The sequence below is a fragment of the Azospira sp. I09 genome (assembly GCF_009177135.1).
GTDB classification, from domain to species: Bacteria; Pseudomonadota; Gammaproteobacteria; order Burkholderiales; family Rhodocyclaceae; genus Azospira; species Azospira oryzae.
Map to the genome: position 1 here is coordinate 1,914,698 of NZ_AP021844.1, position 24,443 is coordinate 1,939,140.

The 24,443-nt window shown below is 67.6% G+C and carries 24 protein-coding genes and 1 other RNA gene; 4 read left to right on the forward strand and 21 right to left on the reverse strand.

Annotation, left to right across the window (positions count from 1 at the left end; genetic code table 11):
- Positions 1-4 precede the first annotated feature (4 nt).
- From murC to rsmI, 16 genes are all read right to left on the reverse strand, one after another.
- On the reverse strand, positions 5-1,408 hold the full coding sequence (gene murC / locus AZSP09_RS08905; protein ID WP_152089814.1) for a UDP-N-acetylmuramate--L-alanine ligase: 1,404 nt from the start codon (positions 1,406-1,408) through the stop codon (positions 5-7).
- Positions 1,405-2,472, reverse strand: coding sequence for an undecaprenyldiphospho-muramoylpentapeptide beta-N-acetylglucosaminyltransferase (murG, locus tag AZSP09_RS08910; protein WP_152089815.1), 1,068 nt, complete (start codon positions 2,470-2,472; stop codon positions 1,405-1,407). The genes murC and murG overlap by 4 nt, the downstream gene beginning before the upstream one ends.
- Positions 2,469-3,635 carry a putative lipid II flippase FtsW gene (gene ftsW / locus AZSP09_RS08915; RefSeq protein ID WP_130459175.1) on the reverse strand — a complete coding sequence of 389 codons (1,167 nt, stop codon included), beginning with the start codon at positions 3,633-3,635 and terminating at the stop codon, positions 2,469-2,471. The genes murG and ftsW overlap by 4 nt, the downstream gene beginning before the upstream one ends.
- Positions 3,632-4,990, reverse strand: coding sequence for a UDP-N-acetylmuramoyl-L-alanine--D-glutamate ligase (murD, locus tag AZSP09_RS08920; protein ID WP_152089816.1), 1,359 nt, complete (start codon positions 4,988-4,990; stop codon positions 3,632-3,634). Before murD ends, ftsW begins: the two co-directional genes overlap by 4 nt.
- Before the next feature lie 30 nt (positions 4,991-5,020).
- Positions 5,021-6,124, reverse strand: coding sequence for a phospho-N-acetylmuramoyl-pentapeptide-transferase (gene mraY, locus AZSP09_RS08925; RefSeq protein ID WP_014235362.1), 1,104 nt, complete (start codon positions 6,122-6,124; stop codon positions 5,021-5,023).
- Entirely contained in the window at positions 6,124-7,533 is a 1,410-nt protein-coding gene (locus AZSP09_RS08930; RefSeq protein WP_152089817.1) for a UDP-N-acetylmuramoyl-tripeptide--D-alanyl-D-alanine ligase, read from the reverse strand. The genes mraY and AZSP09_RS08930 overlap by 1 nt, the downstream gene beginning before the upstream one ends.
- Complete coding sequence (locus AZSP09_RS08935; RefSeq protein ID WP_172974726.1) at positions 7,530-9,035, reverse strand: UDP-N-acetylmuramoyl-L-alanyl-D-glutamate--2,6-diaminopimelate ligase; 1,506 nt, start codon at positions 9,033-9,035, stop codon at positions 7,530-7,532. Before AZSP09_RS08935 ends, AZSP09_RS08930 begins: the two co-directional genes overlap by 4 nt.
- Positions 9,032-10,765, reverse strand: coding sequence for a peptidoglycan D,D-transpeptidase FtsI family protein (locus AZSP09_RS08940; RefSeq protein ID WP_130459178.1), 1,734 nt, complete (start codon positions 10,763-10,765; stop codon positions 9,032-9,034). The genes AZSP09_RS08935 and AZSP09_RS08940 overlap by 4 nt, the downstream gene beginning before the upstream one ends.
- A gap of 1 nt (position 10,766) precedes the next feature.
- The gene (gene ftsL, locus AZSP09_RS08945) at positions 10,767-11,036 is read right to left on the reverse strand and encodes a cell division protein FtsL (RefSeq protein ID WP_014235366.1); all 270 of its coding nucleotides are present in this window, start codon (positions 11,034-11,036) and stop codon (positions 10,767-10,769) included.
- Position 11,037: 1 nt separating this feature from the next.
- Positions 11,038-11,997, reverse strand: coding sequence for a 16S rRNA (cytosine(1402)-N(4))-methyltransferase RsmH (gene rsmH, locus AZSP09_RS08950; RefSeq protein WP_152089818.1), 960 nt, complete (start codon positions 11,995-11,997; stop codon positions 11,038-11,040).
- A complete protein-coding gene (gene mraZ, locus AZSP09_RS08955) occupies positions 11,994-12,443 on the reverse strand; it encodes a division/cell wall cluster transcriptional repressor MraZ (RefSeq protein ID WP_014235368.1) in 450 nt (149 codons plus the stop codon). Before mraZ ends, rsmH begins: the two co-directional genes overlap by 4 nt.
- Positions 12,444-12,841: 398 nt before the next feature.
- Positions 12,842-13,278, reverse strand: an RNA gene (gene rnpB, locus AZSP09_RS08960) — RNase P RNA component class A.
- 9 nt (positions 13,279-13,287) lie between these two features.
- Complete coding sequence (locus tag AZSP09_RS08965) at positions 13,288-14,103, reverse strand: DUF3025 domain-containing protein (protein WP_152089819.1); 816 nt, start codon at positions 14,101-14,103, stop codon at positions 13,288-13,290.
- Complete coding sequence (locus tag AZSP09_RS08970; protein ID WP_152089820.1) at positions 14,100-14,609, reverse strand: hypothetical protein; 510 nt, start codon at positions 14,607-14,609, stop codon at positions 14,100-14,102. Before AZSP09_RS08970 ends, AZSP09_RS08965 begins: the two co-directional genes overlap by 4 nt.
- Before the next feature lie 39 nt (positions 14,610-14,648).
- Positions 14,649-15,683 carry a dihydroorotase gene (gene pyrC, locus AZSP09_RS08975; protein WP_152089821.1) on the reverse strand — a complete coding sequence of 345 codons (1,035 nt, stop codon included), beginning with the start codon at positions 15,681-15,683 and terminating at the stop codon, positions 14,649-14,651.
- Positions 15,684-15,793: 110 nt separating this feature from the next.
- Positions 15,794-16,636, reverse strand: coding sequence for a 16S rRNA (cytidine(1402)-2'-O)-methyltransferase (gene rsmI, locus AZSP09_RS08980; protein WP_152089822.1), 843 nt, complete (start codon positions 16,634-16,636; stop codon positions 15,794-15,796).
- A gap of 20 nt (positions 16,637-16,656) precedes the next feature.
- Between rsmI and AZSP09_RS08985 the strand changes: the two genes are divergently transcribed.
- Complete coding sequence (locus AZSP09_RS08985; protein ID WP_172974727.1) at positions 16,657-17,061, forward strand: YraN family protein; 405 nt, start codon at positions 16,657-16,659, stop codon at positions 17,059-17,061.
- Entirely contained in the window at positions 17,042-17,419 is a 378-nt protein-coding gene (locus tag AZSP09_RS08990) for an HIRAN domain-containing protein (RefSeq protein WP_152089823.1), read from the forward strand. Before AZSP09_RS08985 ends, AZSP09_RS08990 begins: the two co-directional genes overlap by 20 nt.
- Before the next feature lie 180 nt (positions 17,420-17,599).
- Here AZSP09_RS08990 and tyrS read toward each other — a convergent pair whose 3' ends face one another.
- Positions 17,600-18,874 (reverse strand): tyrosine--tRNA ligase, encoded by a 1,275-nt coding sequence (gene tyrS / locus AZSP09_RS08995; RefSeq protein WP_014235375.1) that lies wholly within the window; start codon positions 18,872-18,874, stop codon positions 17,600-17,602.
- A 143-nt stretch (positions 18,875-19,017) separates the two neighbouring features.
- On the reverse strand, positions 19,018-19,845 hold the full coding sequence (locus tag AZSP09_RS09000; protein ID WP_152089824.1) for a ferritin-like domain-containing protein: 828 nt from the start codon (positions 19,843-19,845) through the stop codon (positions 19,018-19,020).
- Positions 19,846-20,037: 192 nt separating this feature from the next.
- On the opposite strand from AZSP09_RS09000, the gene AZSP09_RS09005 reads away from it, so the two are divergent.
- Both AZSP09_RS09005 and folE2 read left to right on the forward strand, forming a co-directional pair.
- Complete coding sequence (locus AZSP09_RS09005) at positions 20,038-20,607, forward strand: glutathione peroxidase (protein WP_152089825.1); 570 nt, start codon at positions 20,038-20,040, stop codon at positions 20,605-20,607.
- Positions 20,608-20,653: 46 nt separating this feature from the next.
- On the forward strand, positions 20,654-21,457 hold the full coding sequence (gene folE2, locus AZSP09_RS09010; RefSeq protein ID WP_152089826.1) for a GTP cyclohydrolase FolE2: 804 nt from the start codon (positions 20,654-20,656) through the stop codon (positions 21,455-21,457).
- A 180-nt stretch (positions 21,458-21,637) separates the two neighbouring features.
- Here folE2 and AZSP09_RS09015 read toward each other — a convergent pair whose 3' ends face one another.
- Genes AZSP09_RS09015 through cysT form a run of 3 tightly spaced genes read right to left on the reverse strand, consistent with a single transcriptional unit; the run spans position 21,638 to position 24,442 of the window.
- Complete coding sequence (locus AZSP09_RS09015) at positions 21,638-22,720, reverse strand: sulfate/molybdate ABC transporter ATP-binding protein (RefSeq protein WP_130459187.1); 1,083 nt, start codon at positions 22,718-22,720, stop codon at positions 21,638-21,640.
- 10 nt (positions 22,721-22,730) lie between these two features.
- A complete protein-coding gene (gene cysW, locus AZSP09_RS09020; RefSeq protein ID WP_014235380.1) occupies positions 22,731-23,597 on the reverse strand; it encodes a sulfate ABC transporter permease subunit CysW in 867 nt (288 codons plus the stop codon).
- Positions 23,594-24,442, reverse strand: coding sequence for a sulfate ABC transporter permease subunit CysT (gene cysT, locus AZSP09_RS09025; RefSeq protein WP_014235381.1), 849 nt, complete (start codon positions 24,440-24,442; stop codon positions 23,594-23,596). The genes cysW and cysT overlap by 4 nt, the downstream gene beginning before the upstream one ends.
- Between the last annotated feature and the right edge of the window lies 1 nt (position 24,443).

A 24,443-nucleotide genomic window follows, 5' to 3' on the forward strand; every position in this document is an offset into this window, starting at 1 on the left:
TCACTTACTTGGCCGCCGGCTGGGCGGCTAATTTGGCCGGGATGCCGCCGATGGAACCGGCACCCATGGTCAGCACCACATCGCCGTCCCGGACGCAATCCAGAATGGTCTGCTGCATGGCGGCGATGTCCTCCACGAACACCGGCTCCACCTTGCCGCCCACCCGCAGGGCCCGGGCCAGGGCCCGGCCGTCGGCGGCGACGATGGGTTGCTCGCCGGCCGCATAGACGTCGGCCAGGAGCAGGGTGTCCACGGTGGACAGCACTTTCACAAAATCTTCGAAGCAGTCCCGGGTGCGGCTGTAGCGGTGGGGCTGGAAGGCCAGCACCAGGCGGCGCCCGGGGAAGGCGCCGCGGGCGGCGGCCAGGGTGGCGGCCATTTCCACCGGGTGGTGGCCGTAGTCGTCCACCAGGGTGAAGCTGCCGCCGGTCGGGCAGGCCACTTCGCCGTAACGCTGGAAGCGCCGGCCGACGCCCTTGAATTCAGCCAGGGCGGTGACGATGGCCTCGTCGGCCACGCCCACCTCGGTGGCCACGGCAATGGCGGCCAGGGCGTTGAGTACGTAGTGGCGGCCCGGCAGGTTGAGGGTGATGGGCAGGCGGGTGGTGCTGCCATTGACCCGCACCACGTCGAACTTCATCTGGCCGCCGGCCTCGACGATGTTCTCGGCGTAGACGTTGCAGGTGGCCGGGTCCAGGCCGTAGCGGATCACCTGCTTGGGCACCTGGGGCAGGATCTCCCGCACATTGGGGTCGTCCACGCACAGCACCGCCACGCCGTAGAAGGGCAGGCGGTTGAGGAAATCGACGAAGGCGCCCTTGAGCCGGCCGAAGTCGTGGCCGTAGGTTTCCATGTGGTCGGCGTCGATGTTGGTGACGATGGAAATCACCGGCGACAGCAGCAGGAAGGAGGCGTCAGACTCGTCCGCCTCGGCCACCAGGAAATCGCCGGAGCCTAGGCGGGCATTGGCGCCGGCCGCATTGAGACGACCGCCGATGACGAAGGTGGGGTCCAGACCGCCTTCCGCCAGGATGGAGGCCACCAGGCTGGTGGTGGTGGTCTTGCCGTGGGTACCGGCGACGGCGATGCCCTGCTTCAGGCGCATCAGCTCGGCCAGCATCTGGGCCCGGGGCACCACCGGGATGTGGGCCTCCCGGGCCGCCACCACTTCCGGATTGTCGGCCTTGACGGCGGTGGAGACCACCACGGCGTCGGCACCGGCGATATTGGCCGCATCGTGGCCCTTGATGACCTTGGCGCCCTGGGCGGTGAGGCGGGCCGTGGCGGCGTTCTCGCCCAGGTCGGAGCCGGACACCTGGTAGCCCAGATTGAGCATGACCTCGGCGATGCCGCTCATGCCCGAGCCGCCGATGCCGACGAAATGCAGATGTTTGATCTTGTGTTTCATTCTTTGCTCGCAGCTTCCATGCATGCCTTGGCCACCATGGCCGTGGCATTGGGCTTGGCCAGCTCCCGCGCCTTCTCGCCCATCTGGGCCAGCTGGCTGCGGGGCATTTCCTTGAGGAGCGCCAGGCGCTCCGGCGTCAGTTCGTTCTGGGGCAGGAGGATGGCGCCCCCCACCTGGGTCAGGAATTCGGCATTGCCGGTCTGGTGGTCGTCCACCGCATGGGGATAGGGCACCAGGATGGCCGGCACGCCGGCGGCTGCCAGCTCGGCCACGGTGAGGGCGCCGGCCCGGCAGATCACCAGGTCGGCCCATTCGTAGGCGCCAGCCATGTCGTCGATGAAAGGCACGCAGTGGGCGGCGACGCCGGCGGCGTCGTAGCCGGCCTTGAGGGCGTCGATCATCTTCTCGCCGGCCTGGTGCACCACCTGGGGCCGCTCGGCCTCGTCGAACAGGGCCAGGGCCTTGGGCACCGTGTCGTTAAGGACCTGGGCGCCCAGGCTGCCGCCCACCACCAGCAGGTGCAGATTGCCTTCCCGGCCTTCGTAGCGCTTCAGGGGGTCGCCCAGGGCGGCGATTTCCGGACGCACCGGGTTGCCCACCCACTCCCCGTTCTTCATCACGTCGGGGAAGCCGGTGACCACCCGGTCGGCGACGCCAGCCAGGACCTTGTTGGCCAGGCCGGCGATGGAATTCTGTTCATGCACCACCAGGGGCTTGCCCAGCAGGGCGGCCATCATGCCGCCGGGGAAGGTGATGTAGCCGCCCATGCCCAGCACCACGTCGGGCTTGACCACGCGGATGGCGCGGAAGGCCTGCCAGAAGCCCCGCAGCAGATTGAGGGGCAGCAGCAGCTTGCGCAGCAGGCCCTTGCCGCGCAGGGCGCCGAACTTCACCGGCACCAGGGGGAAGCCGCGCTGGGGCACCAGCCGGGCTTCCATCCCTGCCGGGTTGCCCATCCACACCACGTTCCAGCCGGCCTCGTGCATGTAGTCGGCCACCGCCAGGGCGGGGAAGATGTGGCCGCCGGTACCGCCGGCCATGACCAGCAGGGTCTTCTGGCTCATACCTTGCCTCCCCGCATCAGTTGTCGATTCTCCCAGTCCACCCGCAGCAGGATGGCCAGGGCCACGCAGTTGGCCACCACGCCGGAGCCGCCGAAGCTCATCAGGGGCAGGGTCAGGCCCTTGGTGGGCAGCAGGCCCATGTTCACTCCCATGTTGATGAAGGACTGCACCCCCATCCAGATGCCGATACCCATGGCCACCAGGGCCGGGTAGAGGCGCTCCAGGGCCACCGCCTGGCGGCCGATGGCAAAGGCCCGCTGCACCAGCAGGGCGAACAGGCCCACCACCACCAGGACGCCGACAAAGCCCAGTTCCTCGGCGATGACAGCGAGGAGGAAGTCGGTGTGGGCTTCGGGCAGGTAGAACAGTTTTTCCACGCTGCCGCCGAGGCCGACGCCGAACAGCTCGCCGCGGCCGAAGGCAATCAGGGCGTGGGACAGCTGGTAGCCCTTGCCGAAGGCGTCGGACCAGGGGTCCATGAAGCCGAAGAGACGGTCGCGCCGGTAGGGGGAGACGATGATGAGGATGGCGAAGGCGGCCAGCAGCACCACGAACAGCACGGCGAAGAGCCGGGCCCGCATTCCGCCGAGGAAGAGGATGCCGATGGCGATGCTGATGATGACGACGAAGGCGCCGAAGTCCGGCTCCTTCAGCAGCAGGCCGCCGATCACCACCATGGCGCCGGCCATGGGCAGGAAGGCCTTCTTCAGGTCGTGCATGTGGGGCATCTTGCGCACCGTGTAGTCGGCGGCGTAGAGCACGGCGAACAGCTTCATCAGCTCGGACGGCTGCAAGTTGGCAAAGCCCAGGGGCAGCCAGCGGCGGGCGCCGTTCACGTCCCGGCCGATGCCCGGGATCAGCACCACGGCCAGCAGCACGGCACCGGCCAGGAACAGCCAGGGCGCCAGTTCCTGCCACACCTTGACCGGCACCTGGAAGGCCACGGCAGCGGCCACCATGGCGACGCAGAGGAATACGCCGTGGCGGATGAGGAAGTAGGCCGGCTGGTAGCCGAAGGCCTTGCTGCCCTCGGCGGTGGCGATGGAGGAGGAATAGACCATCACCAGCCCCAGGGCCAGCAGGCCGAGGACGGACCAGAGCAGGAGCATGTCCACTTCCGTGGGCTCCTGGCGCGGCTGATTGAGGGCCTGGACCATGCTCATGCCCGGCCCTCCAGCTGTTGCACCGCGTCGATGAAGGCCTGGGCGCGGTGGGCGTAGTTCTTGTACATGTCCAGGCTGGCGCAGGCCGGGGACAGCAGCACCGCGTCGCCGGCCTTCGCCTGGGCGGCCAGCCAGGCGACGGCGGCGGCCATATCGGCGAAGGATTCGGTGGGCAGGCCGCAGCCGGCGATGGCCTGGCCGATGGCCGGGCCATCCTTGCCGATCAGGGCCACGGCACGGCCGTGCTGCTGCAGGGCGGCCTTGAGGGGCGAGAAGTCCTGACCCTTGCCGTCGCCGCCGAGAACGATGGCCAGGGGCCGGCCCAGGCCCTCGATGGCGGCCAGGGTGGCGCCCACGTTGGTGCCCTTGGAGTCGTCGTAGTAATCGACGGCGCCGATGCGGGCCACGTGTTCCACCCGGTGGGGCAGACCCTTGAAGGCCTTGAGGGCGGGCAGCACGGCGGCGGGAGCGACGCCCACCGCCTCCAGCAGGGCCAGGGCGGCCATGGCATTGGCGGCGTTGTGCAGGCCGGCCAGCTGCATCTCGGCCAGGGCCAGCAGCTTGTCGTTGCCGCGCATCAAGTAGCCGTCGGCAATACCGTAATCCAGAGCCCGGCCCGGCTGGTCCAGGCCGAAGGTGACGAAATTGCGGCCGCAGCGGCCCAGGCCCAGGCTGCGGTCGTCGTCCCGGTTGAGGATCATGGCGCCCTTGCCCTGAAAGATGCGGGCCTTGGCCTCGGTGTAGCGGTCCATGGAGCCGGCGTAGCGGTCCAGGTGGTCTTCCGAGACGTTGAGCACGGTGGCGGCGTCGGCGTTGAGGCTGTGGGTGGTTTCCAGCTGGAAGCTGGACAGTTCCAGCACCCACAGCTGCGGCAGGTCGTTGCCGTCGAGGGCATCCATCAGGGCGTCCAGGGCGGCGGGGGAGATGTTGCCGGCGACCCGGGTGTTAAGGCCGGCGGCGGCACCGAGGGCGCCGGTGAGAGCCGTGGTGGTGGTCTTGCCGTTGCTGCCGGTGATGGCGATGACCTTGGCGGCGGGGCTGTAGCGGCCCAGGGCCCAGGCAAAGAGTTCGATTTCGGAAACCAGGGGCACGGCGCCGGCCACGGCGCTCACCTGCTCCACCGGCACCCCCGGGGAGATGGCGATGAAATCTGCCCCGGCGAAGGTAGCGGCCTGGAACGGGCCGGTGACAAGCTCCGCAGACGGCACGGCGCTGCGGAAGGCGTCCGCATTGGGCGGCAGGGCACGGCTGTCGGCGACGCGCACCCGCGCGCCTTCCCGGGCCAGCCATTTGGCCATGGCCAGGCCGGACTCGCCGAGTCCCACTACCACCGCCTGTTTGCCTTGGACGTTCATTTCGTTCTATTGCCTTCGCTTAACGCGGTTTCAACGCAGCTTCAGAGTGGAGAGGCCGAACAGCACCAGCATGATGGTGATGATCCAGAAGCGGACCACCACCTGGGTTTCCTTCCAGCCTTTCTGTTCAAAGTGGTGATGCAGGGGCGCCATCAGCAGGATGCGTCGCCCCTCGCCGTAGCGCTTCTTGGTGTATTTGAACCAGCTCACCTGCAGCATCACCGACAGGGTTTCGACGACGAAGACGCCACCCATGATCAGCAGCACGATTTCCTGGCGCACGATCACCGCCACGGTGCCCAGGGCCGCGCCCAGGGCCAGGGCGCCCACGTCGCCCATGAACACCTCGGCCGGATAGGCGTTGAACCACAGGAAGCCCAGGCCGGCGCCGCACAGGGCGCCGAGGAACACGGCCAGCTCGCCGGCGCCCGGCACATAGGGCAGGAACAGGTACTTGGCGTAGCCGGCGTGGCCGGCGACGTAGGCGAACACCGCCAGGGCCGCCGCCACCATGACGGTGGGCATGATGGCCAGGCCGTCCAGGCCGTCGGTGAGGTTCACCGCGTTGGAGGTGCCGACGATGACGAAGTAGGTCAGGGTGATGAAGCCGATCACACCCAGGGGATAGGAGAAGGCCTTGAAGAAGGGAATGATCACTTCGGTCTGGGCCGGGCCGGTGGCGGAAAGCCCCAGATAGACGGCGGCTGCCAGGCCGAATACGGACTGCCAGAAGAACTTCCAGCGGGAAGCCAGGCCGTTGGGGTCCCGGTACACCACCTTCTTCCAGTCGTCGTACCAGCCCACGGCGCCGAAGCCCAGGGTCACCACCAGCACCACCCAGACGTAGCGGTTGGAGAGGTCGCCCCACAGCAGGGTGGTGATGCCGATGGCGATGAGGATGAGGACGCCGCCCATGGTGGGGGTGCCGGTCTTCACCAGATGGGTCTGGGGGCCGTCGGTGCGCACCGCCTGGCCGATCTTCTTCGCCGCCAGCCAGCGGATGACGCCGGGACCGGCGACAAAGGAGATGAGCAGGGAGGTCATGGCGGCCAGCACCATGCGCAGGGTGATGTAGTTGAAGACGTTGAAGGCCCGGATATCCTGGCCCAGCCATTGGGCGATCAGCAGCAGCATCAGCTGTTCTCCTTGGAATTTTGGTTGGCGGCCGGCGCCGTCAGGGCGTCCACCACCCGCTCCATCTTCATGAAGCGGGAGCCTTTCACCAGCACGGTGGTATCGCCGGTCAGTTCGGCCTGCACCGCCTGCACCAGGGCCTCGAGGTTCTTGTAGTGGTGGCCGCCGGCGCCGAAGTTGCGCGCCGCCTGGGCCGCGGCCTCGCCCAGGCAGTGCAGCTGGTCCACGCCCTGGGACTTGGCGTAGCCGCCGATTTCGTCGTGATACTGGCCGCTCATGGCGCCGATCTCACCCATGTCGCCCAGCACCAGGATCTTGCGGCCCACGGTGGCGGCCAGCACGTCGATGCCGGCCCGCACCGAATCCGGATTGGCGTTGTAGGTGTCGTCCAGGATGACGGCGCCGGCGGCGGCCTGCTTCTGCTGCAGGCGGCCCTTGACGCCACGGAAGGACTCCAGCCCGCCGACCACGGCCGCCAGGGAAATGCCGCCGGCCAGGGCGGCGGCAGCAGCGGCCACGGCGTTGCGGGCGTTGTGCAGGCCGGGCACCCGCAGGCGGATGGCGGCATTGCCCTTGGGCGAGGTCAGGTCGATGCGGGTTTCCAGGCCGTGCAGCTGCACCTTGCCGCCCACGTCGGCGGGCTTGTCCAGGCCGAAGGTGACGACACGGCGACGCTCGTTCACGCCCTTCCAGTAAGCGGCGAAGGCGTCGTCGGCGCTGACCAGGGCGACGCCACCGGGCTTCAGTCCGGCATAGATGGTGGCCTTTTCCTCGGCCACCTGCTGCAGGTCGCCCATGCCTTCCAGGTGGGCGCGCTGGGCGTTGGTCACCAGGGCCACGGTGGGCTGGGCCAGGCGGGTCAGGTAGCCGATCTCGCCGGGATGGTTCATGCCCATCTCGATGACGCCGGAACGGTGGGTGGTGCGCAGCTTGAGCAGGGTCAGGGGCAGGCCGATGTCGTTGTTGAAGTTGCCCTGGGTCGCCAGCACCACCATGGCCGGATCGTAGCCATCCAGCACGGCCTGGGCCTGGAGGATGGAGGCGATCATTTCCTTGGTGCTGGTCTTGCCGTTGGAACCGGTGACGGCGATCAGGGGCAGGGAGAACTTGGCCCGCCAGTAGCCGGCCAGGGCGCCCAGGGCCAGGCGGGTGTCGGCCACCGCCACCAGGGGCAGGCTGACCTTGCCCTGCAGCTGCTCCACCGTATCCACGGCCACCACGGCGGCGCAGGCGCCCCGCTCGCTGGCCTGGGCCAGGTATTCGTGGCCGTCGAAACGCTCGCCGCGCAGGGCGACGAACAGCTCGCCGCGGCCGACGCTGCGGCTGTCGGTGGAAACGCCGCCGAACAGCACGTTGCTGCCGTAGGCGGTGCCGTTGGTGGCCCGGGCCACTTCGAATAGATCCATCATGCTGCCATGCTCCCGGCGCGCTGTTGCAGGGCCCGCGCCACGGCCTCGATGTCCGAATAGGGGCGCCGCACCAGGCCGGCGGCACCCATGATTTCCTGATAGGGCTCGTGGCCCTTGCCGGCCACCAGCACCACGTCGGCCACATCCGCCCGCAGCACGGCGTGGGCCACAGCCACCTCCCGCTCCGCCTCCAGCGCCGCCTCCGGCGCTCCGGCGCGGATCTCGGCCAGGATGGCCAGAGGATCTTCGCTGCGCGGGTTGTCGCTGGTCAGCAGCACATCATCGGCCAGGCGGGCGGCGACGCTGCCCATGAGGGGGCGCTTGCCCTTGTCCCGGTCGCCACCGCAGCCGAAGACGCAGTGCAGGCGACCGCCCCGGGCTTGAGCCACCTCCCGCAGGGCGGTCAGGGCGTTTTCCAGGGCATCGGGGGAGTGGGCGTAATCCACCACCACCAGGGGCAGGCCCTTGCCGCCAAAACGCTGCATGCGGCCGGCGGGCGGGGTCAGGCGGCACAGGCGCTGGCCCACCGTTTCCAGGGGCAGGCCCAGGGCCAGCAGGGCGCCGGCCACGGCCAGCAGGTTGGCCACGTTGTAGCGGCCCACCAGGCCGGTTTCCACCTCCACCCGGCCCTGGGGGGCGATCAGGGTGAAGGCCAGGCCTTCGGCGCCATGGCGCAGGTTTTCGGCAGACAGCAGCCAGTCGGCCTCGGGCGCCTGGCGGCCTTCCAGGGTGTAGCCGATGCGCAGGCTGGCGGTGGTCTGGGCCAGCAGCTCCCGGCCGAAGGGATCGTCCAGGTTGATCACCGCCTCGTTCAGCTCGGGCCAGGCGAAGAGCCGCTCCTTGGCGGCGCCGTAGGCGGCCATGGTGCCGTGGTAGTCCAGGTGGTCCCGGGTCAGGTTGGTGAACACGGCGACGGAGAAGCGGGCGCCATGGCAGCGGCCCTGGTCGAGGCCGATGGAAGAGACTTCCATGGCGCAGGCGACGGCGCCGGCAGTCTTGTACTCGGCCAGCAGGCGGTGCAGGGCCAGCGCATCCGGGGTGGTGTTGGCGGCTTCGCCCAGGGCGTCGGGAAAGCCGTTGCCGAGGGTGCCGATGACGGCGCAGGAGCGGCCGGCGCCGCCCAGGGCCTGGGCGATCCACTGGCTGCAGGTGGTCTTGCCGTTGGTGCCGGTGACGCCCACCAGGGCCAACTGCTCCGAAGGCCGGCCATAGACCAGGTTGGCCAGATGGCCGGCGAAGGACTGCAGGTTGTCCACGCCCAGCTGGGGCACGGCGGCCCAAGCGGGATTCCAGGCAAAATCCCGGGCTTCCCAGAAGACGCCGGCAGCGCCCTTCTCCAGGGCGGCGGGAATGAAGCTGCGGCCATCGGCGGCATGGCCGGGATAGGCGACGAAGACGTCGCCGGGCTGCACCCGGCGGCTGTCGTTCTCCAGCCGGGTGACGGCGACGCCCTGGGCGCGCAGCTGGTCGAGAAGGGCCTGGGCCACGATGGCACCGCTCACAGGGCCTCCTTGCCGGCATTGGAGCCGGCCACCTGCAGGGCCGCATCCTGGGGCACGCCCAGGGTGCGCAGGGCACCGCTCATGATGTTGGCAAAGGTGGGACCGGCCACGTCGCCGCCGAAGTGCTTGCCGCTGGAAGGCTCGTCGATCATCACGGCGACGATCAGGCGGGGGTCGCTGGCCGGGGCCAGGCCGACAAAAGAGGCCACGTACTTGCGGGCGTAGACGCCGCCTTCCAGCTTGTGGGCGGTACCGGTCTTGCCTGCCACCCGGTAGCCGGGGATCTGGGCCTTGGGCGCGGTGCCGCCGGGCTGCACCGCCATTTCCAGCATGGCCCGGACCTCGCGCACGGTCTGGGGCGAGAACACCCGCTCGCCCTTCACCGGATTGCCGTCGCCCTTGAGCAGGGTCAGGGGAATCAGCTCCCCGTCCCGGGCGAACACGGTGTAGGCCCGCACCATCTGCATCAGGGAAACGGAAATGCCATGGCCGTAGCTCATGGTGGCCTGTTCGATGGGGCGCCAGGTCTTCCACGGCCGCAGGCGGCCGCCCACTTCGCCGGGGAAGCCGAGCTTGGGCGCCTGGCCGAAGCCCAGGTTGTCGAACATGGTCCACATTTCCTCGGGCGGGAAGGTGCCGGCCACCTTGGCGATGCCCACGTTGGAGGATTTCTGGATCACCTGGGCCAGGGTCAGCAGACCGTGGGCGTGGGAGTCGGAAATGGTGGCGGTGCCGATGGTCAGCTTGCCCGGGGCGGTGTTGATGACCGAGTCGAAACGGAACTTGCCCTTCTCCAGGGCCAGGGCCGCCGAGAAGGGCTTCATGGTGGAACCGGGTTCGTAGGTGTCGGTGACGGCCCGGTTGCGCAGCTGGGCACCGGACAGGTTGGCCCGGTTGTTGGGGTTGTAGGTGGGCCAATTGGCCAGGGCCAGGATTTCGCCGCTGCGGGCGTCCACCACCACGGCGCCGCCGGCCTTGGCGTCGTTGTCGTCCACCGCCTGCTTCAGCTGGGAGAAGGCCAGGTACTGGATCTTGGAATCCAGGGCCAGGGTGATGTCCTTGCCGTCCTGGGGCGGCTTCACCGAGCCCACGTCCTCGACGATCTGGCCGCGGCGGTCCTTGATCACGCTGCGGAAACCGGGGCGACCCAGCAGCTGGTCCTGGAAGGCCAGCTCGACGCCCTCCAGGCCCTTGTCGTCCACGCCGGTGAAGCCGACGATGTGGGCGGTCATGTCGCCGGAGGGGTAGTAGCGGCGGTATTCCTTGTTCTGGTGGATGCCCGGCAGCTTCAGGGCGGCGATGCGCTCCCCGGTGTCCGGCGGGATCTGCCGCTTCAGGTAGACGAAGTTCTTGTCCTCGGCCAGGCGGCGGTTCAGCTCGCGGCCGTCCATTTCCAGCATCTTGGCCAGGTTCTGGGACTGCTCCGGGGTCAGCTTGACGTCCGCCGGGATGGCCCAGATGGAACGCATGGGGGTGGACACGGCCAGCACGTCGCCGTTGCGGTCGGTGATGCGGCCCCGGGAGGCGGAGATTTCCAGCTCCCGGCGATAGCGGGATTCGCCCTTTTCCTGGAGGAAATCGTTGTTGATCACCTGCAGATAGAAGGAACGGCCGGCCAGAACGGCAAAGCCCCCGAGCAAGGCGAGGGCGGCAAGGCGGGAGCGCCAGGCGGGGAAAGCCAGCTGGAGCACCGGGCTTTCGGTGTAGCGGTGGCTGCGGGCCCGGGCCATCTCAGCGGCCTCCTGCGGGCACGTTGATCACCTTGGCCGGCTCCGGCGCATGCATGTGCAGCTTGTCCCGGGCGATTTTCTCGATGCGGGGATGGGTGGCCCAGGTGGACAGTTCCAGCTGCAGCTGGCCCCACTCCACGTCCAGGCTGCGGGCCCGCTCCTGCTCCCCTTCCAGTTCCTGGAACAGCTTGCGCGCCTTGTGCTGGGATGTGACCACGCCCAGGGCGCAGATCATGGCCGCCAGCAGTAGGAACAGGTTGAGGCGCAGCATCTCAGGCCACCTTCCGGCTCAGGGGCACTGCGGTGCGTTCCGCCACGCGCATGATGGCGCTGCGGGAACGGGGGTTGGCCGCCACTTCCTCCTTGGAGGCCCGCACCGCCTTGCCCACCAGCACCAGGGTCGGCTGGGGCAATTGGTCGGCACGCAGGGGCAGACCCTTGGGCAGGTGACTGGCAGGCTCGGCTTGGTCACGCAGGAAATTCTTGACGATGCGATCCTCCAGGGAATGGAAGGAAATCACCGCCAGTCGGCCGCCGGGCTTGAGCAGCGCCAGGGCCTGGGAGAGGGCTAGCGAGAGCTCCTGGAGCTCTTGATTGATATGAATCCGTATAGCTTGAAAGCTTCGCGTCGCCGGGTCCTGACCGGGCTCGCGGGTCCGCACGGCTTCAGCGACGAGCGCGGCAAGCTGCCTTGTGGTTGCAACAGGCCGCTCGGACCGAGCAGCCACAATCTTCTTTGCAATCTGCTTAGCAAACCGTTCTTCCCCATAGTCCCTTATAACCTCCGCAATTTCCGTCTCATCGGCGCGGGCCAGCCATTCCGCGGCGGTTTCGCCCCGGGTGGTGTCCATGCGCATGTCGAGAGGGGCATCGAATCTGAAGCTGAAGCCCCGCTCTCCCTCATCGATCTGGGGCGAAGACACTCCGATATCCAGGAGCACCCCGTCCACCAGCCCGATTCCCTGTTGCTGCAACACCTCCCCCATCTCGCTGAAAGGGGTGTGATGCAGCGAAAAACGCTTGTCCTGGATCGCCGCCCCGGCCGCGATGGCCCGAGGATCCCGATCGAAAGCCACCAGCCGCCCCTCGGGCCCGAGGGACTCGAGGATCAGCCGGCTGTGCCCGCCGCGGCCGAAAGTGCCGTCCACATAGACGCCCCGCGGGTCAACGCGGAGGGCCGTCACCGCTTCCTGCAGGAGCACGGTGACGTGGGTACTACGTTCGGTGGTCACAGAACAATGCCCTCGAAACTGGCGAGAGCCTCAGGATCCTGGAGCGCCGCCAGGGCCAGCTCGTTCTGCTTGGCCCAGGAGTCCTCGCTCCAGATTTCAAAGTGGTCACCCATGCCCACCAGCATCACCTGTTTATCCAGCTTGGCCAGGGAACGCAGGGCGGGAGGGAGAAGAAGACGTCCGGTGGAGTCGGCTTCCTGGACGGAAGCGGTCCCCAGGATCACCCGGCGCACCGCGGCGGTGGCGGGATTCATGGTGGCGATCTTGGACAGCTTGTCGGCGATGGGCTGCCATACCGACTCGGGATAGACCTTGAGGCAACCGTGGGGGTGGTAATTGACCACCAGGCGGCCGGCGGAATTGAGGGCGAGTTCGGGCCGGTGACGTGCTGGCACAGCCAGCCGCCCCTTCGCATCCAGACTCAGCGTATCCGCCCCTTGAAACATGACTTCCCCTGGTTTCCCCCGAGGTCCTTCGGCAGGCGGGAGGATTTCGCTCACTCCACAATTCACCACCGAACACCACGTTTCACCACTTTAGTGCACTCAAACCTTAGCGTCAATGGGGAAATGGCATTTTTTTCTTTTGCGACAAGGGCTTACAGCGCTTTCTGACAAAATTTTACAGAAAAAATTTCCTTAAAAATCAATATTGATACAAATCAAACCGAAAGTACTTTATTAGGAGTTGAAGGACCAACTCCGCCCCCAGGGCACCCCATGCCATCGGGGTGACAGGCAAGACGACGAGCTAAAGAGAGAACGGCGGAGACAAGCTGAAAGAACGACGGGCGAACGCCTGCCGGCCCCGGCCACGGGCGGGGGTCTGGAAAATACGAATAGGGATGTGAAGCTGGCCGATAAGCCGGGTTCTGTTGGGCGTTGGAGGCGAACCTCCGCAGCCTGGCAGCCATTCCTCTAGGCGCCGCGTTACCACGGCGCTCAAGCAACCTACCCGGGAGCAGCGCGAGCCACGCCTAATGCTCCCCTATTTGGTCTTGCTCCGAATGGGGTTTGCCGTGCCGTCTGTGTCGCCACAGCCGCGGTGGGCTCTTACCCCGAACCGGCTTGCGCCGGCCCGTCCGGACCTGAGGTCCGGCCACCGTTTCACCCTTACCTGATCTCCGGTTTGCACCGGAGCCATCGGCGGTCTGCTCTCTGTTGCACTTTCCGTCGCCTTCGCCTTGCGGCTTATAGCGCCTGGCCGTTAGCCAGCATCCCGCTCTATGGAGCCCGGACTTTCCTCTCGGTACGAATACCCAGCGGCTGCCTGGCCAGCTTCACCCCGCCATTATACGGGCTTGGCGTGCCGCCCCGGACGGAATTGCCAGGCATCGGCGTAATAGTCCGGATTTTCGTTGTCCGGGGTTACCCCGGGCAGGCCCAGCAGCGGCAGGGGCTGCAGCTCCCGGGGCCGGCCGTGGTGGCCGGCGGCCAGCTCAGTCGCCAGGCGCGCATCCAGGGCCGAGAGGTCGCCGCTATCCACCGCCGCCAGGGCGGCGACATCCACCTCATAGAGCACCGCCTTGGCCGTCAGCCCGCGGAAAGGGGCCAGCAGGGACTCATAGGTGGCGTGGCCGAACACCACCACCCGCAGGGAAGCGGCCAGGTCCGCCCGGCGCTGCCAGAACAGCTCCTGCCAGCGGAACTCCCGCAGCAGCTGCAACAGGGAAGGATCGCTGGACAGCACCAGGGCGCCGCACTCGTCAAAATGGGTCATGGCATCCCGGGCGCCGCCGCGCCCACTCCCCGGGGCATCGTCCCCGGCTGCCGCCAGGGCCTGCAGGTGGCGGCCGTTGATGGCCTGCTTGCTCAGGGGAAAGGCACACCACACCAGGGCGTTGAAGAAGTCGTGCCAGTTGTCGGGCCGGGTTTCCACCTGGCCGTTGGCGCCGATGCGCGCCTCGTAGCCCAGGCCGTCGTCCCGGGGCGGCGGAAAACTCAGGGGATGGCCGGTGGCCGAGCGCAACCCCAGACCGGCCGCCAGCGCCGTCAGGCCGGCCAGGGCGGCGGCATCGGGCACCGGCGGCCAGGGCGGCTGCAGCCGCGCCAGCCAGGGAGCCAGAGGCGCGAAGAGGGGATTGGCGTAGGGAGCCGGCCGGCTCACTGCTGGGTCGGCGCGGGCACGGCGGGAGCCGCTGCGGCGGGTTCCGTGGCAGGGGCCGGCACCGCTTCCGCCGCCGCAGCCGGCGGCGTCACAGGTTTGGGTTCCGGGGTGAAGACAAAGCGGTCGCCCTTCTCCTCGAACACGCCCACCTTGTCGCCCAAACCTTCCTGGGGGGCCGCCGCCAGCTTCTGGAAGCCTTTGCAGGTCTGGGTTTCGGTGAGGAAATAGGCCTCGCCCTGCTTCAGCACGAAGGTGCCGGGACCGGGCTGCCACAGCTCGACCCTGGTGTTGCGGGGAGCCGGATTGAGCAGGTGGATGCGCTGGCAGTCCGGCAGGCGGGCGGCGATGACGGCGAACTTCACCGTCTTCTCCCAGAAGAAGTTCTGCTCCCGGGAGACGCTGATGGCGTGGTCGCGGCCATCGATGCGATAGGCGGCGGCGTCATTGATGCAGCCGGCCAGCAGGGGCAGGGACAGCAGGGGCAGGAGCAGCAGGGGCTTCTTCATGGCAGGCATCCTCGGGGAGGCTGTGGAGCGGTCAGGTCGTCAGGCGACGAAGGTCCAGGGCAGGCTCTCGCCGGCCCGCAGGGGGGTCAGGCTGTCGCCGCTCAGGTAGGCCAGGCTGGCAGGCACGGCCTGGGCCTTCTTTTCCAGGGTGATTTTGCCGCTGTTGCGCGGCAGGCCGTAGAAGTCGGCGCCGTGGAAGCTGGCGAAGCCCTCCAGCTTGTCCAGGGCGCCCGCATTGTCGAAGGCCTCGGCATACAGTTCCATGGCATGCAGGGCGGTGTAGCAGCCGGCACAGCCGCAGGCCGCCTCCTTGGCGCCGGTGGCATGGGGCGCCGAGTCGGTGCCGAGGAAGAACTTGGGATTGCCGGAGATGGCCGCCTGCACCAGGGCCTGGCGGTGGGTCTCGCGCTTCAGCACCGGCAGGCAGTACCAGTGGGGACGCACGCCGCCCTGGAAGATGGCGTTGCGGTTGTAGAGCAGATGGTGGGCGGTGATGGTGGCGCCGATGTTGGCGCCGCTCTCGGCAACGAAGGCCGCCGCGTCGGCGGTGGTGATGTGCTCGAACACCACCTTGAGGCCGGGGAAGTCCTTCAGCAGGGGCATCATGACGGTGTCGATAAAGGCCTTTTCCCGGTCGAAGAGATCGATGGCCGGATCGGTGACTTCACCGTGCACCAGCAGGGGCAGGCCCCGCTTTTCCATCTCGGCCAGGGCCGCCGAGCACTTGGCCAGGCTGGTGACGCCGGCGTCGGAATTGGTGGTGGCGCCGGCCGGGTAGAGTTTGACCGCCTTGACGAAGCCGGAGGCCACGGCGGCGGCGATTTCGCTCGCCGGGGTGTTGTCCGTCAGGTACAGGGTCATCAGGGGCTCGAAGCTCATGCCGGCCGGCAGGGCCGTCAGGATGCGCTGACGGTAGGCGGCCGCCTGCTCCACCGTGGTCACCGGCGGCTTCAGGTTGGGCATGACGATGGCCCGGGCGAACTGGCGGGCGGTATGGGGCAGCACGACGGCCAGGGCTTCGCCGTCGCGCAGGTGCAGGTGCCAGTCGTCGGGGCGGGTGATGGTGATTTGCATGGAAGTTCTTCGTCAAAGGGCCTTGCGGCTGATAAACGTAATTTTAGCTGCCGCCCTGCCCCACTGTCTGTAGGCAGTTGGCGGGCAGCCGCGGCGAGTTACGGAGCGGCTTAGCCGGCGTCCTTGAGGGCCAGGGCCTTCTGGTACAGCTCGTTCTTGGAGGCGCCGGTGATTTCGGCGGCCAGCTTGGCACACTGCTTCACCGGCAACCCTTCCGCCAGCAGCAGCTTGAGCACCCGCTCGCCGGCGCCGTCGTCGGCATCTTCCGGCGCGGCTTCCACCAGCAGCACGAATTCGCCGCGCTGGCGGTTGCTGTCGGCCTTCAGCCATTCGAGGGCTTCGCCCAGGGGGCAGGCGTGGATGGTCTCGAAGAGCTTGGTCAACTCCCGGGCGAAGACAATGGTGCGTTCCGGGCCGAAGGCGGCGGCCAGGGCCTCCACCGATTCCAGCACCCGGTGGGGCGCCTCGTAGAAGACCAGGCTGTAGGGCAGCGCCGCCAGGGCTTCCAGTTCCTTCTGGCGCTGGCCGGCCTTGGCCGGGAGGAAACCGTAAAAGAGGAAATGGGGCGCCATCAGGCCGGAGGCAGAAAGGGCCGTCACCGCGGCGCAGGCGCCGGGCAGGGGCACCACCTTGAAGCCGGCCTCCCGCACTCGGGCGACGATACGGGCGCCGGGATCGGAGACGGCGGGCGTGCCGGCGTCGGAGACCAGGGCCACGGCCTCGCCGGCGGCCAGCTTGTCGATGACGCCCTGAGCGGCCTGTTCCTCGTTGTGCTGGTGGGCCGGCAGCAGACGGGCACCGCTGCCGAAGTGGCGCAGCAGGGGCTGGCTGTGGCGGGTGTCCTCGGCCGCCACCCAGGGCACCGCCTTGAGCACTTCCACCGCCCGCAGGCTCATGTCCTGGAGATTCCCCAGGGGGGTGGGGACCACATACAATGCAGATTCAATTGTCATCAATACTCGCGAGCCGGACCGTGAACACAGGCGCCAAAGATACCACGGCAGCAGCCCCCTCCCCCGCCCGGGACCCGCGGCAGGCCGACGGCAGCCTGGCCGAGGCGCGCGCCGCCGCCTGGCTGGAGGGCCGGGGACTGAAGGTGCTGGCGCGCAACTACCGGGTCAGGGGCGGCGAAATCGACCTGGTCTGCCGCGACGGCCGCACCACGGTCTTCGTCGAGGTGCGCCTGCGCCGCAACGGGGATTTCGGCGGCGCCGCCGCCAGCATCACCCGGAAGAAGCAGCAGCGCCTGATCCTGGCGGCCCGCCACTGGCTGCAGGAACAGGGCGACAGCGCCTGCCGTTTCGACTGCGTGCTGTTGCAGGGCGAGGCGGCGAGCGCTCCCTTGGAATGGCTCAAGAATGCCTTCGACGCCGATTAGGACCTTCCTGCTCTCGTGCCTGCTGCTGGCGGCGCCGGTGGGGGCCGCCGAGGTGCGCATCCTGGTGCAGAGCTCGCCCCTGGCCGGCAGCCAGTATTACGGCAGCGACACCCTGTGGCCGGCCATGGCCGTGGGCGACCCCCTGACCCTGCACCGGGAACCGGACAATCCCCACGATCCCCGGGCGGTGCGGGTGGAGTGGCGCAAGGCCAAGCTGGGCTACCTGCCCCGGGCGGAAAACGCCGCCGTGGCCGCCGCCCTGGACCGGGGCGAAGTGCTGGAAGCCCGCATCAGCCGGCTGACCCGCCACAGGAATCCCTGGCGGCGGGTGGAGGTGCAGGTGTGGGTGCGCCTGTAGCTGTGGCGAAAAGAAAGTAGGCATGGCCCGGGAGGCAGGAAAGACGGCCGTCCCCAGCATGCCATGCCGCCAAAGCCCATGCCTGCTACCTCTCCAGGCACCCCCTGAAAACGACAAGGGCACAGACCCACCTTCCCGGTGACCTCTGTGCCCTCTGTGGCCAACGCTTTTAAAGCAGCGTCAGATCCAGCTCACCAGCCCGTACTGCTTCTTGCCCCGGCGCAGGATGGTGAAGCGGCCGAAGAGGCGCTCGCCTTCGCCGATCTGGTGCTCGATGCCTTCCACCTTCTGGCCGTTGATGGCCACGCTGCCGCTCTGGATGAAGGTGCGGGCTTCGGACTTGGACTTGGCCAGGTTGGCTGCCACCAGGGCGTCGATGAGGCCGCCCTGGGCCTTGTCGATGGCGACGCCGGGCATGCCGTCCTGAGCCAGCTGCTCCAGGTCGTTTTCCGTCAAAGAGGCCAGTTCGCCGGAGAACAGGCTGTGGGAAATGCGCTGGGCCGCCTTGAGGGCCTCGTCGCCGTGCACCAGGCGAGTGGCTTCCTCGGCCAGGATGCGCTGGGCTTCGGGCTTGCCGCCGCCGGCCTTGTCCGCCGCCTCGATTTCGGCGATGCGGGTCAGGGGCAGGAAGGTGAAGAACTTGAGGAACTTGTAGACGTCCGCGTCGCTGGTGTTGAGCCAGAACTGGTAGAAGGCGTAGGGCGAGGTCTTCTTCGGGTCGAGCCAGACGGCGCCGGATTCGGTCTTGCCGAACTTGGTGCCGTCGGCCTTGGTGATGAGGGGCACGGTCATGCCGTACACCTGCTGCTGGTGCAGGCGGCGGGTCAGGTCGGTGCCGGCGACGATGTTGCCCCACTGGTCGGAGCCGCCCACCTGCAGGATGCAGCCGAAACGCTTATACAGCTCGGCGAAGTCGTAGCCCTGCAGCAGGCTGTAGGAGAACTCGGTGTAGGAGATGCCCTGGTCTTCCCGCACCAGGCGCTGCTGCACCGATTCCTTCTTGATCATGGCGTTCACCGAGAAGTGCTTGCCGATGTCGCGCAGGAATTCCAGGCAGTTCATGCCGCTGAACCACTCGTAGTTGTTGGCCATGCGGGCGGCGTTGGGGCCGTCGAACTTGAGGAAGGGCATCACCTGGCCGCGGATCTTCTCCACCCAGGTGGCGATCACGTCGGGGGTGTTGAGCTTGCGCTCGGTGGCCTTGAAGCTGGGGTCGCCGATCATGCCGGTGGCGCCGCCCACCAGGGCGATGGGCTTGTGGCCGGCTTCCTGGAAGCGCTTGAGGATCAGCACCGGCACCAGATGGCCCAGGTGCAGGCTGTCGGCGGTGGGATCGAAGCCGCAATAGAGGGTCACCGACTCCTGGGTCAGCAGTTGATCGAGCGCCTGGGCGTCGGTCAGCTGGGCGATGAGCCCGCGATCGTGCAGATCCTGGATGAGGGGGGACTTGTACATTGCTATTTCTCCACGGCAGAACGGCTGGCCGCCCGGTGGCGGCCGCAAAGACGGGAGATTTTACCAGAGCCGGGGCGCCAGGCTGGCGCCGCCGGGCCGGTGAGGGAGAAAAGGGGGGAGCGGCGGAAAGCGGCGGGACCGCCTCAGGCCACCTTGAGGCTTTTGCGGTAGCGGCTCAGGTCCTGCACCGTCTCGAAGGTCTGGTCGAAGAGGCTGGAGAGGTTGCGCAGGATGCCGCCCACCACCCGGGCTTCCCAGGTCTTGTCGAAACAGATCTGGGTGTCGAGCCAGCGTTCCAGCCACTCCGGGTCCGGCAGGCGGCTTTGCACCGTGTCGTTGGGGAAGAGGCTCTGGTTCACGTGCAGGTTGGTGGGGTGCAGGGGCTTGCCGGAGCGGCCGCTGGCGGCCATCAGCATGCCCAGCTTGGCGAAGGCGGCCCGGGCGCTGTCGCCGAACTTGTCGATGGCCCGCTTCATGTACTTGAGGTAGGCGCCGCCGTGGCGGGCCTCGTCCCGGGAAATGTGGTCGTAGATGGCCTTGATCACCGGTTCGGTGTGCCATTCGCTGGCCCGGCGGTACCACTGGGTCAGACGCACTTCGCCGCAGAAATGCAGCATCAGGGTTTCCAGGGGCGGGGCCGGGTCGAACTCGAAGCGCACGGCGTGCAGCTCCTCCTCCGTCGGCACCAGCTCGGGACGGAAGCGGCGCAGGTATTCCTGCAGCACCAGGGAATGCTTCTGCTCTTCGTAGAACCAGATGGACATGAAGGCGGAAAAGTCGGAATCGTCCTTGTTGTCCCGCAGGAACATCTCCGTGGCCGGCAGGGCGGACCATTCGGTGATGGCGTTCATTTTGATGGTGATGGCCTGCTCGTCGGAGAGCAGGCCGGCGTCGAACTGGTCCCAGGGAATGTCGTCGGCCATGTTCCAGCGGGCTTTTTCCAGGCTGGTGAAGAGTTCCGGGTAGAGCATTTTTATGTTTTCTCTGTTGGAGTTGGGGGCGCGCAGCTAGAGACAGCGCCAATGCCGCCCGGTTCCCTGCTTTTTTGCAGCGTCCGCCTTCGTGCGGAGGCCTGGGCCGGGAACCCGGAGCCGCCAGTTGCTGTCTTGAGTAAGCCGGGCTGCTGGCCTGGAGCCATCGACCTGCCCCTGCCCGGAGGATTCATGCCCCGACTTGCCGCCCGAGTTCTGCCCGCCCTCCTCGTCCTGTTCAGCCTGATAGGAACCGCCATGCCGGCCAGCGCCGCCGATTGTCCGCCCCTGCTGCAGCACACCTTCCCCGCCCTGCAGGACGAAAAGCCCCAGCCCCTCTGCCAGTACGCCGGCAAGGTGCTGCTGGTGGTCAATACCGCCTCCTACTGCGGCTTCACCAACCAGTACGACGGCCTGGAAGACCTCTACGCCGAACTGAAGGGCCAGGGCCTGGTGGTGCTGGGCTTCCCGGCCAACGACTTCGGCCAGCAGGAGCCGGGCTCCAACCAGGAGATCGCCGATTTCTGCCGCCTCACCTACGGCGTGCGCTTCCCCATGCTGGCCAAGACCTCGGTGGTGGGCAAGGACGCCAACCCCTTCTACCAGGCCCTGGCCAAGGCCACCGGCCAAGTGCCGCAATGGAATTTCCACAAGTACCTGATCGACCGCAGCGGCAAGACCGTGCTGTCCTTCGGCAGCCGCACCACGCCCAACGACCCCCAGCTGCGCCAGGCCATCCAGCGCTTCCTGGCCCAGCCCTGAACGACAAAAAGGCGCCACGCCGCCCCCAACCCCACGGAGAGACGATATGAATGCACCGGACAAGATGTTCCACCTGCCCGATGTCCAGGCCACCCCGGATCAGCGCCAGCTGGCGATCCAGAAGGTGGGCGTGAAGGGCCTGCGCTATCCCCTGGCCCTGGCTGCCGCCGACGGCGCCGTGCAGCACACGGTGGCCGAGCTGACCATGGCCGTGGGCCTGGCGCCGGAGGTGAAGGGCACCCACATGTCCCGCTTCGTCGAAATTCTCGAACGCCCCCGGGGCGCCCTGCAGGCGGCGGACCTGCCGGCCCTGCTGCAGGAAATGCTGGGCCATCTGCAGGCCGAGAGCGGCAGCATCGACCTGGCCTTCCCCTACTTCATCGCCAAGGCGGCCCCGGTTTCCGGCGTTTCCAGCCTGCTCGACTACGACGTGCGCCTGCAGGTGGAGCAACAGCCCGGTGCCCCGATCCGCACCACCCTGGCGGTGACCGCCCCGGTCACCAGCCTCTGCCCCTGCTCCAAGAAGATTTCCGAGTACGGCGCCCACAACCAGCGCTCCCACATCACCATCAGCGCCGAACTGCGCCAGCCCATGGCGGTGGAGGAACTGGTGCGCCTGGCCGAGGAGGAAGCCTCCTGCGAGGTCTTCGGCCTCTTGAAGCGCCCGGACGAGAAGTGGGTCACCGAACGGGCCTACGACAATCCCAAGTTCGTCGAGGACCTGGTGCGGGACATCGCCCTGCGCCTCATGGCCGAGCCCCGCATCGGCCGCTGGTCGGTGGCTTCGGAGAATTTCGAGTCCATCCACAACCACTCGGCCTACGCCGAACTGTGCGGCGAAAACGTCTGAGACCCGGTGCCTGAAACCCGGCGCCTGAGGCCCGACCGCCAAGACCCGGCGACCTGAGGCAGGGCACGGAATTCATCCAAGCCCTGCCCTGAAACGCAAGAGGGGCGCCATTCTCCGGCATGCATTGCCGAAGAATGGCGCCCCTTCTGCTTTAGCAGGCACCCGTTCCTGGAGAACCGATCAGAACAGGAAGGGCTGCTTTTCCTGGGCCTGAGCCGGCGCCACCGCCCCCTCGCCGTTGGCGAAGACCTTGACCTGGCGCGGCTTCAGCCACACCTGCTGGCCGGCCGTCAGGCCCAGCACCTGCTGGCGTTCCCGGGTCAGTTCCACTTCCACCAGTTCCCCCTGGTGGATCACCTCCACCCGCACCAGGGGGCCGATGGTCTGCACGTAGCTGACCTTGGCCTCCAGGGATTCGGGCGTGGCCACGGTGTCGATGTCGATATCGTGGGGGCGGATGAAGGCCACCGCCTCCTGGCCGGCGGGCACGTCGTCCCGGGCCACCTCGGCCCAGGCGCCATGGACCCGGCTGTGGAAGACGTTCACGTTGCCGAGGAACTGATAAACGAAGGGACTGGCCGGGTTGGAATAGACCTCGTCCGGGGAACCCACCTGTTCGATGCGGCCCTTGTTCATCACCACCACCCGGTCCGCCACTTCCAGGGCCTCTTCCTGGTCGTGGGTGACGAAGACGGAGGAGATGTGCATCTCGTCGTGCAGGCGGCGCAGCCAGCGGCGCAGTTCCTTGCGCACCTTGGTGTCGAGGGCGCCGAAGGGCTCGTCCAGCAGCAGCACCTTGGGTTCCACCGCCAGGGCCCGGGCCAGGGCGATGCGCTGGCGCTGGCCGCCGGAAAGCTGGGTCGGGTAGCGGTCCGCCAGCCAGTCCAGCTGCACCAGGGAGAGCAGGTCCATGACCCGCTTGCGGATCTCGGACTCGCTGGGCCGCTCCTTGCGCGGCTTGACCCGCAGACCGAAGGCCACGTTCTCGAACACGTTCATGTGGCGGAACAGGGCGTAGTGCTGGAAGACGAAGCCCACCTGGCGCTCCCGGGCGTGGAGGTGGGTGGCCTCGCTGCCTTCGAACATGACCTGGCCCTCGTCCGCCGTTTCCATGCCGGCGATGATGCGCAGCAGGGTGGTCTTGCCGCAGCCGGAAGGACCGAGCAGGGCCACCAGCTCGCCGGTGGGGATGGAGAGGGAGACGTCGTCGAGGGCGACGAAGTTGCCGAAACGCTTGGCGATGTTGCGGATTTCGATACTCATGGCGGCAGGCTCAGTTGGTTTTCTCGGGGGGCAGTTCGGCGGTCAGCATCGCGGTCTCGGCCCGCATGCGCCACTCCACCAGGGTCTTGGCCACCAGGGTGACCAGGGCCAGGAGGGCGAGGACGGAGGCCGAGGCGAAGGCGCCGATGGCGTTGTATTCGTTGTAGAGAATTTCCACGTGCAGGGGCAGGGTGTTGGTCTCGCCGCGGATGTGGCCGGAGACCACGGAGACGGCGCCGAACTCGCCCATGGCCCGGGCATTGGCCAGGATCACCCCGTACAGCAGGCCCCACTTGATGTTGGGCAGGGTCACCCGCCAGAACATCTGGAAGCCGGAGGCGCCGAGGGAGACGGCGGCCTCCTCCTCGTCCTTGCCCTGGGCCTGCATCAGGGGAATCATTTCCCGGGCGACGAAGGGGAAGGTGACGAAGAGGGTGGCCAGGATGATGCCGGGCACGGCGAAGACGATCTTCACGTCGTGCTCGGCGAGCCAGGGGCCGAAATAGCCCTGGGCGCCGAACATCAGCACGAAGATGAGGCCGGCGATGACCGGGCTGACGGCAAAGGGCAGGTCGATCAGGGTGATCAGCAGGCTCTTGCCGCGGAACTCGAACTTGGCGATGGCCCAGCTGGCGGCAATGCCGAAGGCCACATTGAGGGGCACGGCGATGGCCGCCACCGCCAGGGTCAGGGTCACGGCGCTGCGGGCCTCCGGGTCCAGCAGGCCGTTGACATAGGCTTCCCAGCCGCCCCGCAGGGCTTCGGCGAAGACCGCCGCCAGGGGCACGCCGAGGAACAGGGCAAGGAAGGCGAAGGCCAGGGTCAGCAGGGTGTAGCGCACCCAGGCCGGTTCGGTATTGGCACGGCGCACGCTCATTGCTCGCCTCCGGTATTGCGGTTGTTGTGTCGGTTGGCGGCCCACCACTGCAGACCGTTGATGGCCAGCAGCAGAACGAAGGAAATGCCCAGCATCACCACCGCCAGGGCGGTGGCGCCCACGTAGTCGTACTGCTCCAGCTTGGAAATGATGAGCAGGGGCGTGATCTCGGAAATGAGGGGCATGTTGCCGGCGATGAAGATCACCGAGCCGTATTCCCCCACGGCCCGGGAGAAGGAGAGGGCGAAACCGGTGAGCAGGGCCGGGAAGATGGCGGGGAAGATGATGCGGCGGAAGGTCTGCCAGCGGGAGGCGCCCAGGGTGGCGGCGGCCTCCTCCACTTCCGGCTCGATGTCCTCGATCACCGGCTGCAGGGTGCGCACCACGAAGGGCAGGCCGATGAAAGTGAGGGCCACGACGATGCCCAGGGGCGTGTACGCCACCTTCAGGCCCAGAGGCTCCAGGTACTTGCCGATCCAGCCGTTGGTGGAATAGAGGGTGGCCAGGGTGATGCCGGCCACGGCAGTGGGCAGGGCGAAGGGCAGATCGACGAAGGAGTCGATCAGGCGCTTGCCGGGGAAGTCGTAGCGCACCAGCACCCAGGCCACGATGAGGCCGAAGAAGGCATTGATGACGGCTGCCAGGGCCGAGGCGCCGAAGGTCACCCGATAGGCAGCGAGGGCCCGCTCGGTGGTGGCGATGTCCCAGAACTGGGCGAAGGTCAGGGCGGTGGACTTGAGCACCAGGCCGCCTAGGGGGATCAGCACCAGCACCGAGAGATACACCAGGGTGTAGCCCAGGGCCAGGCCGAAGCCGGGGAGGACGTTGTTTTTCTTGGCTGACATG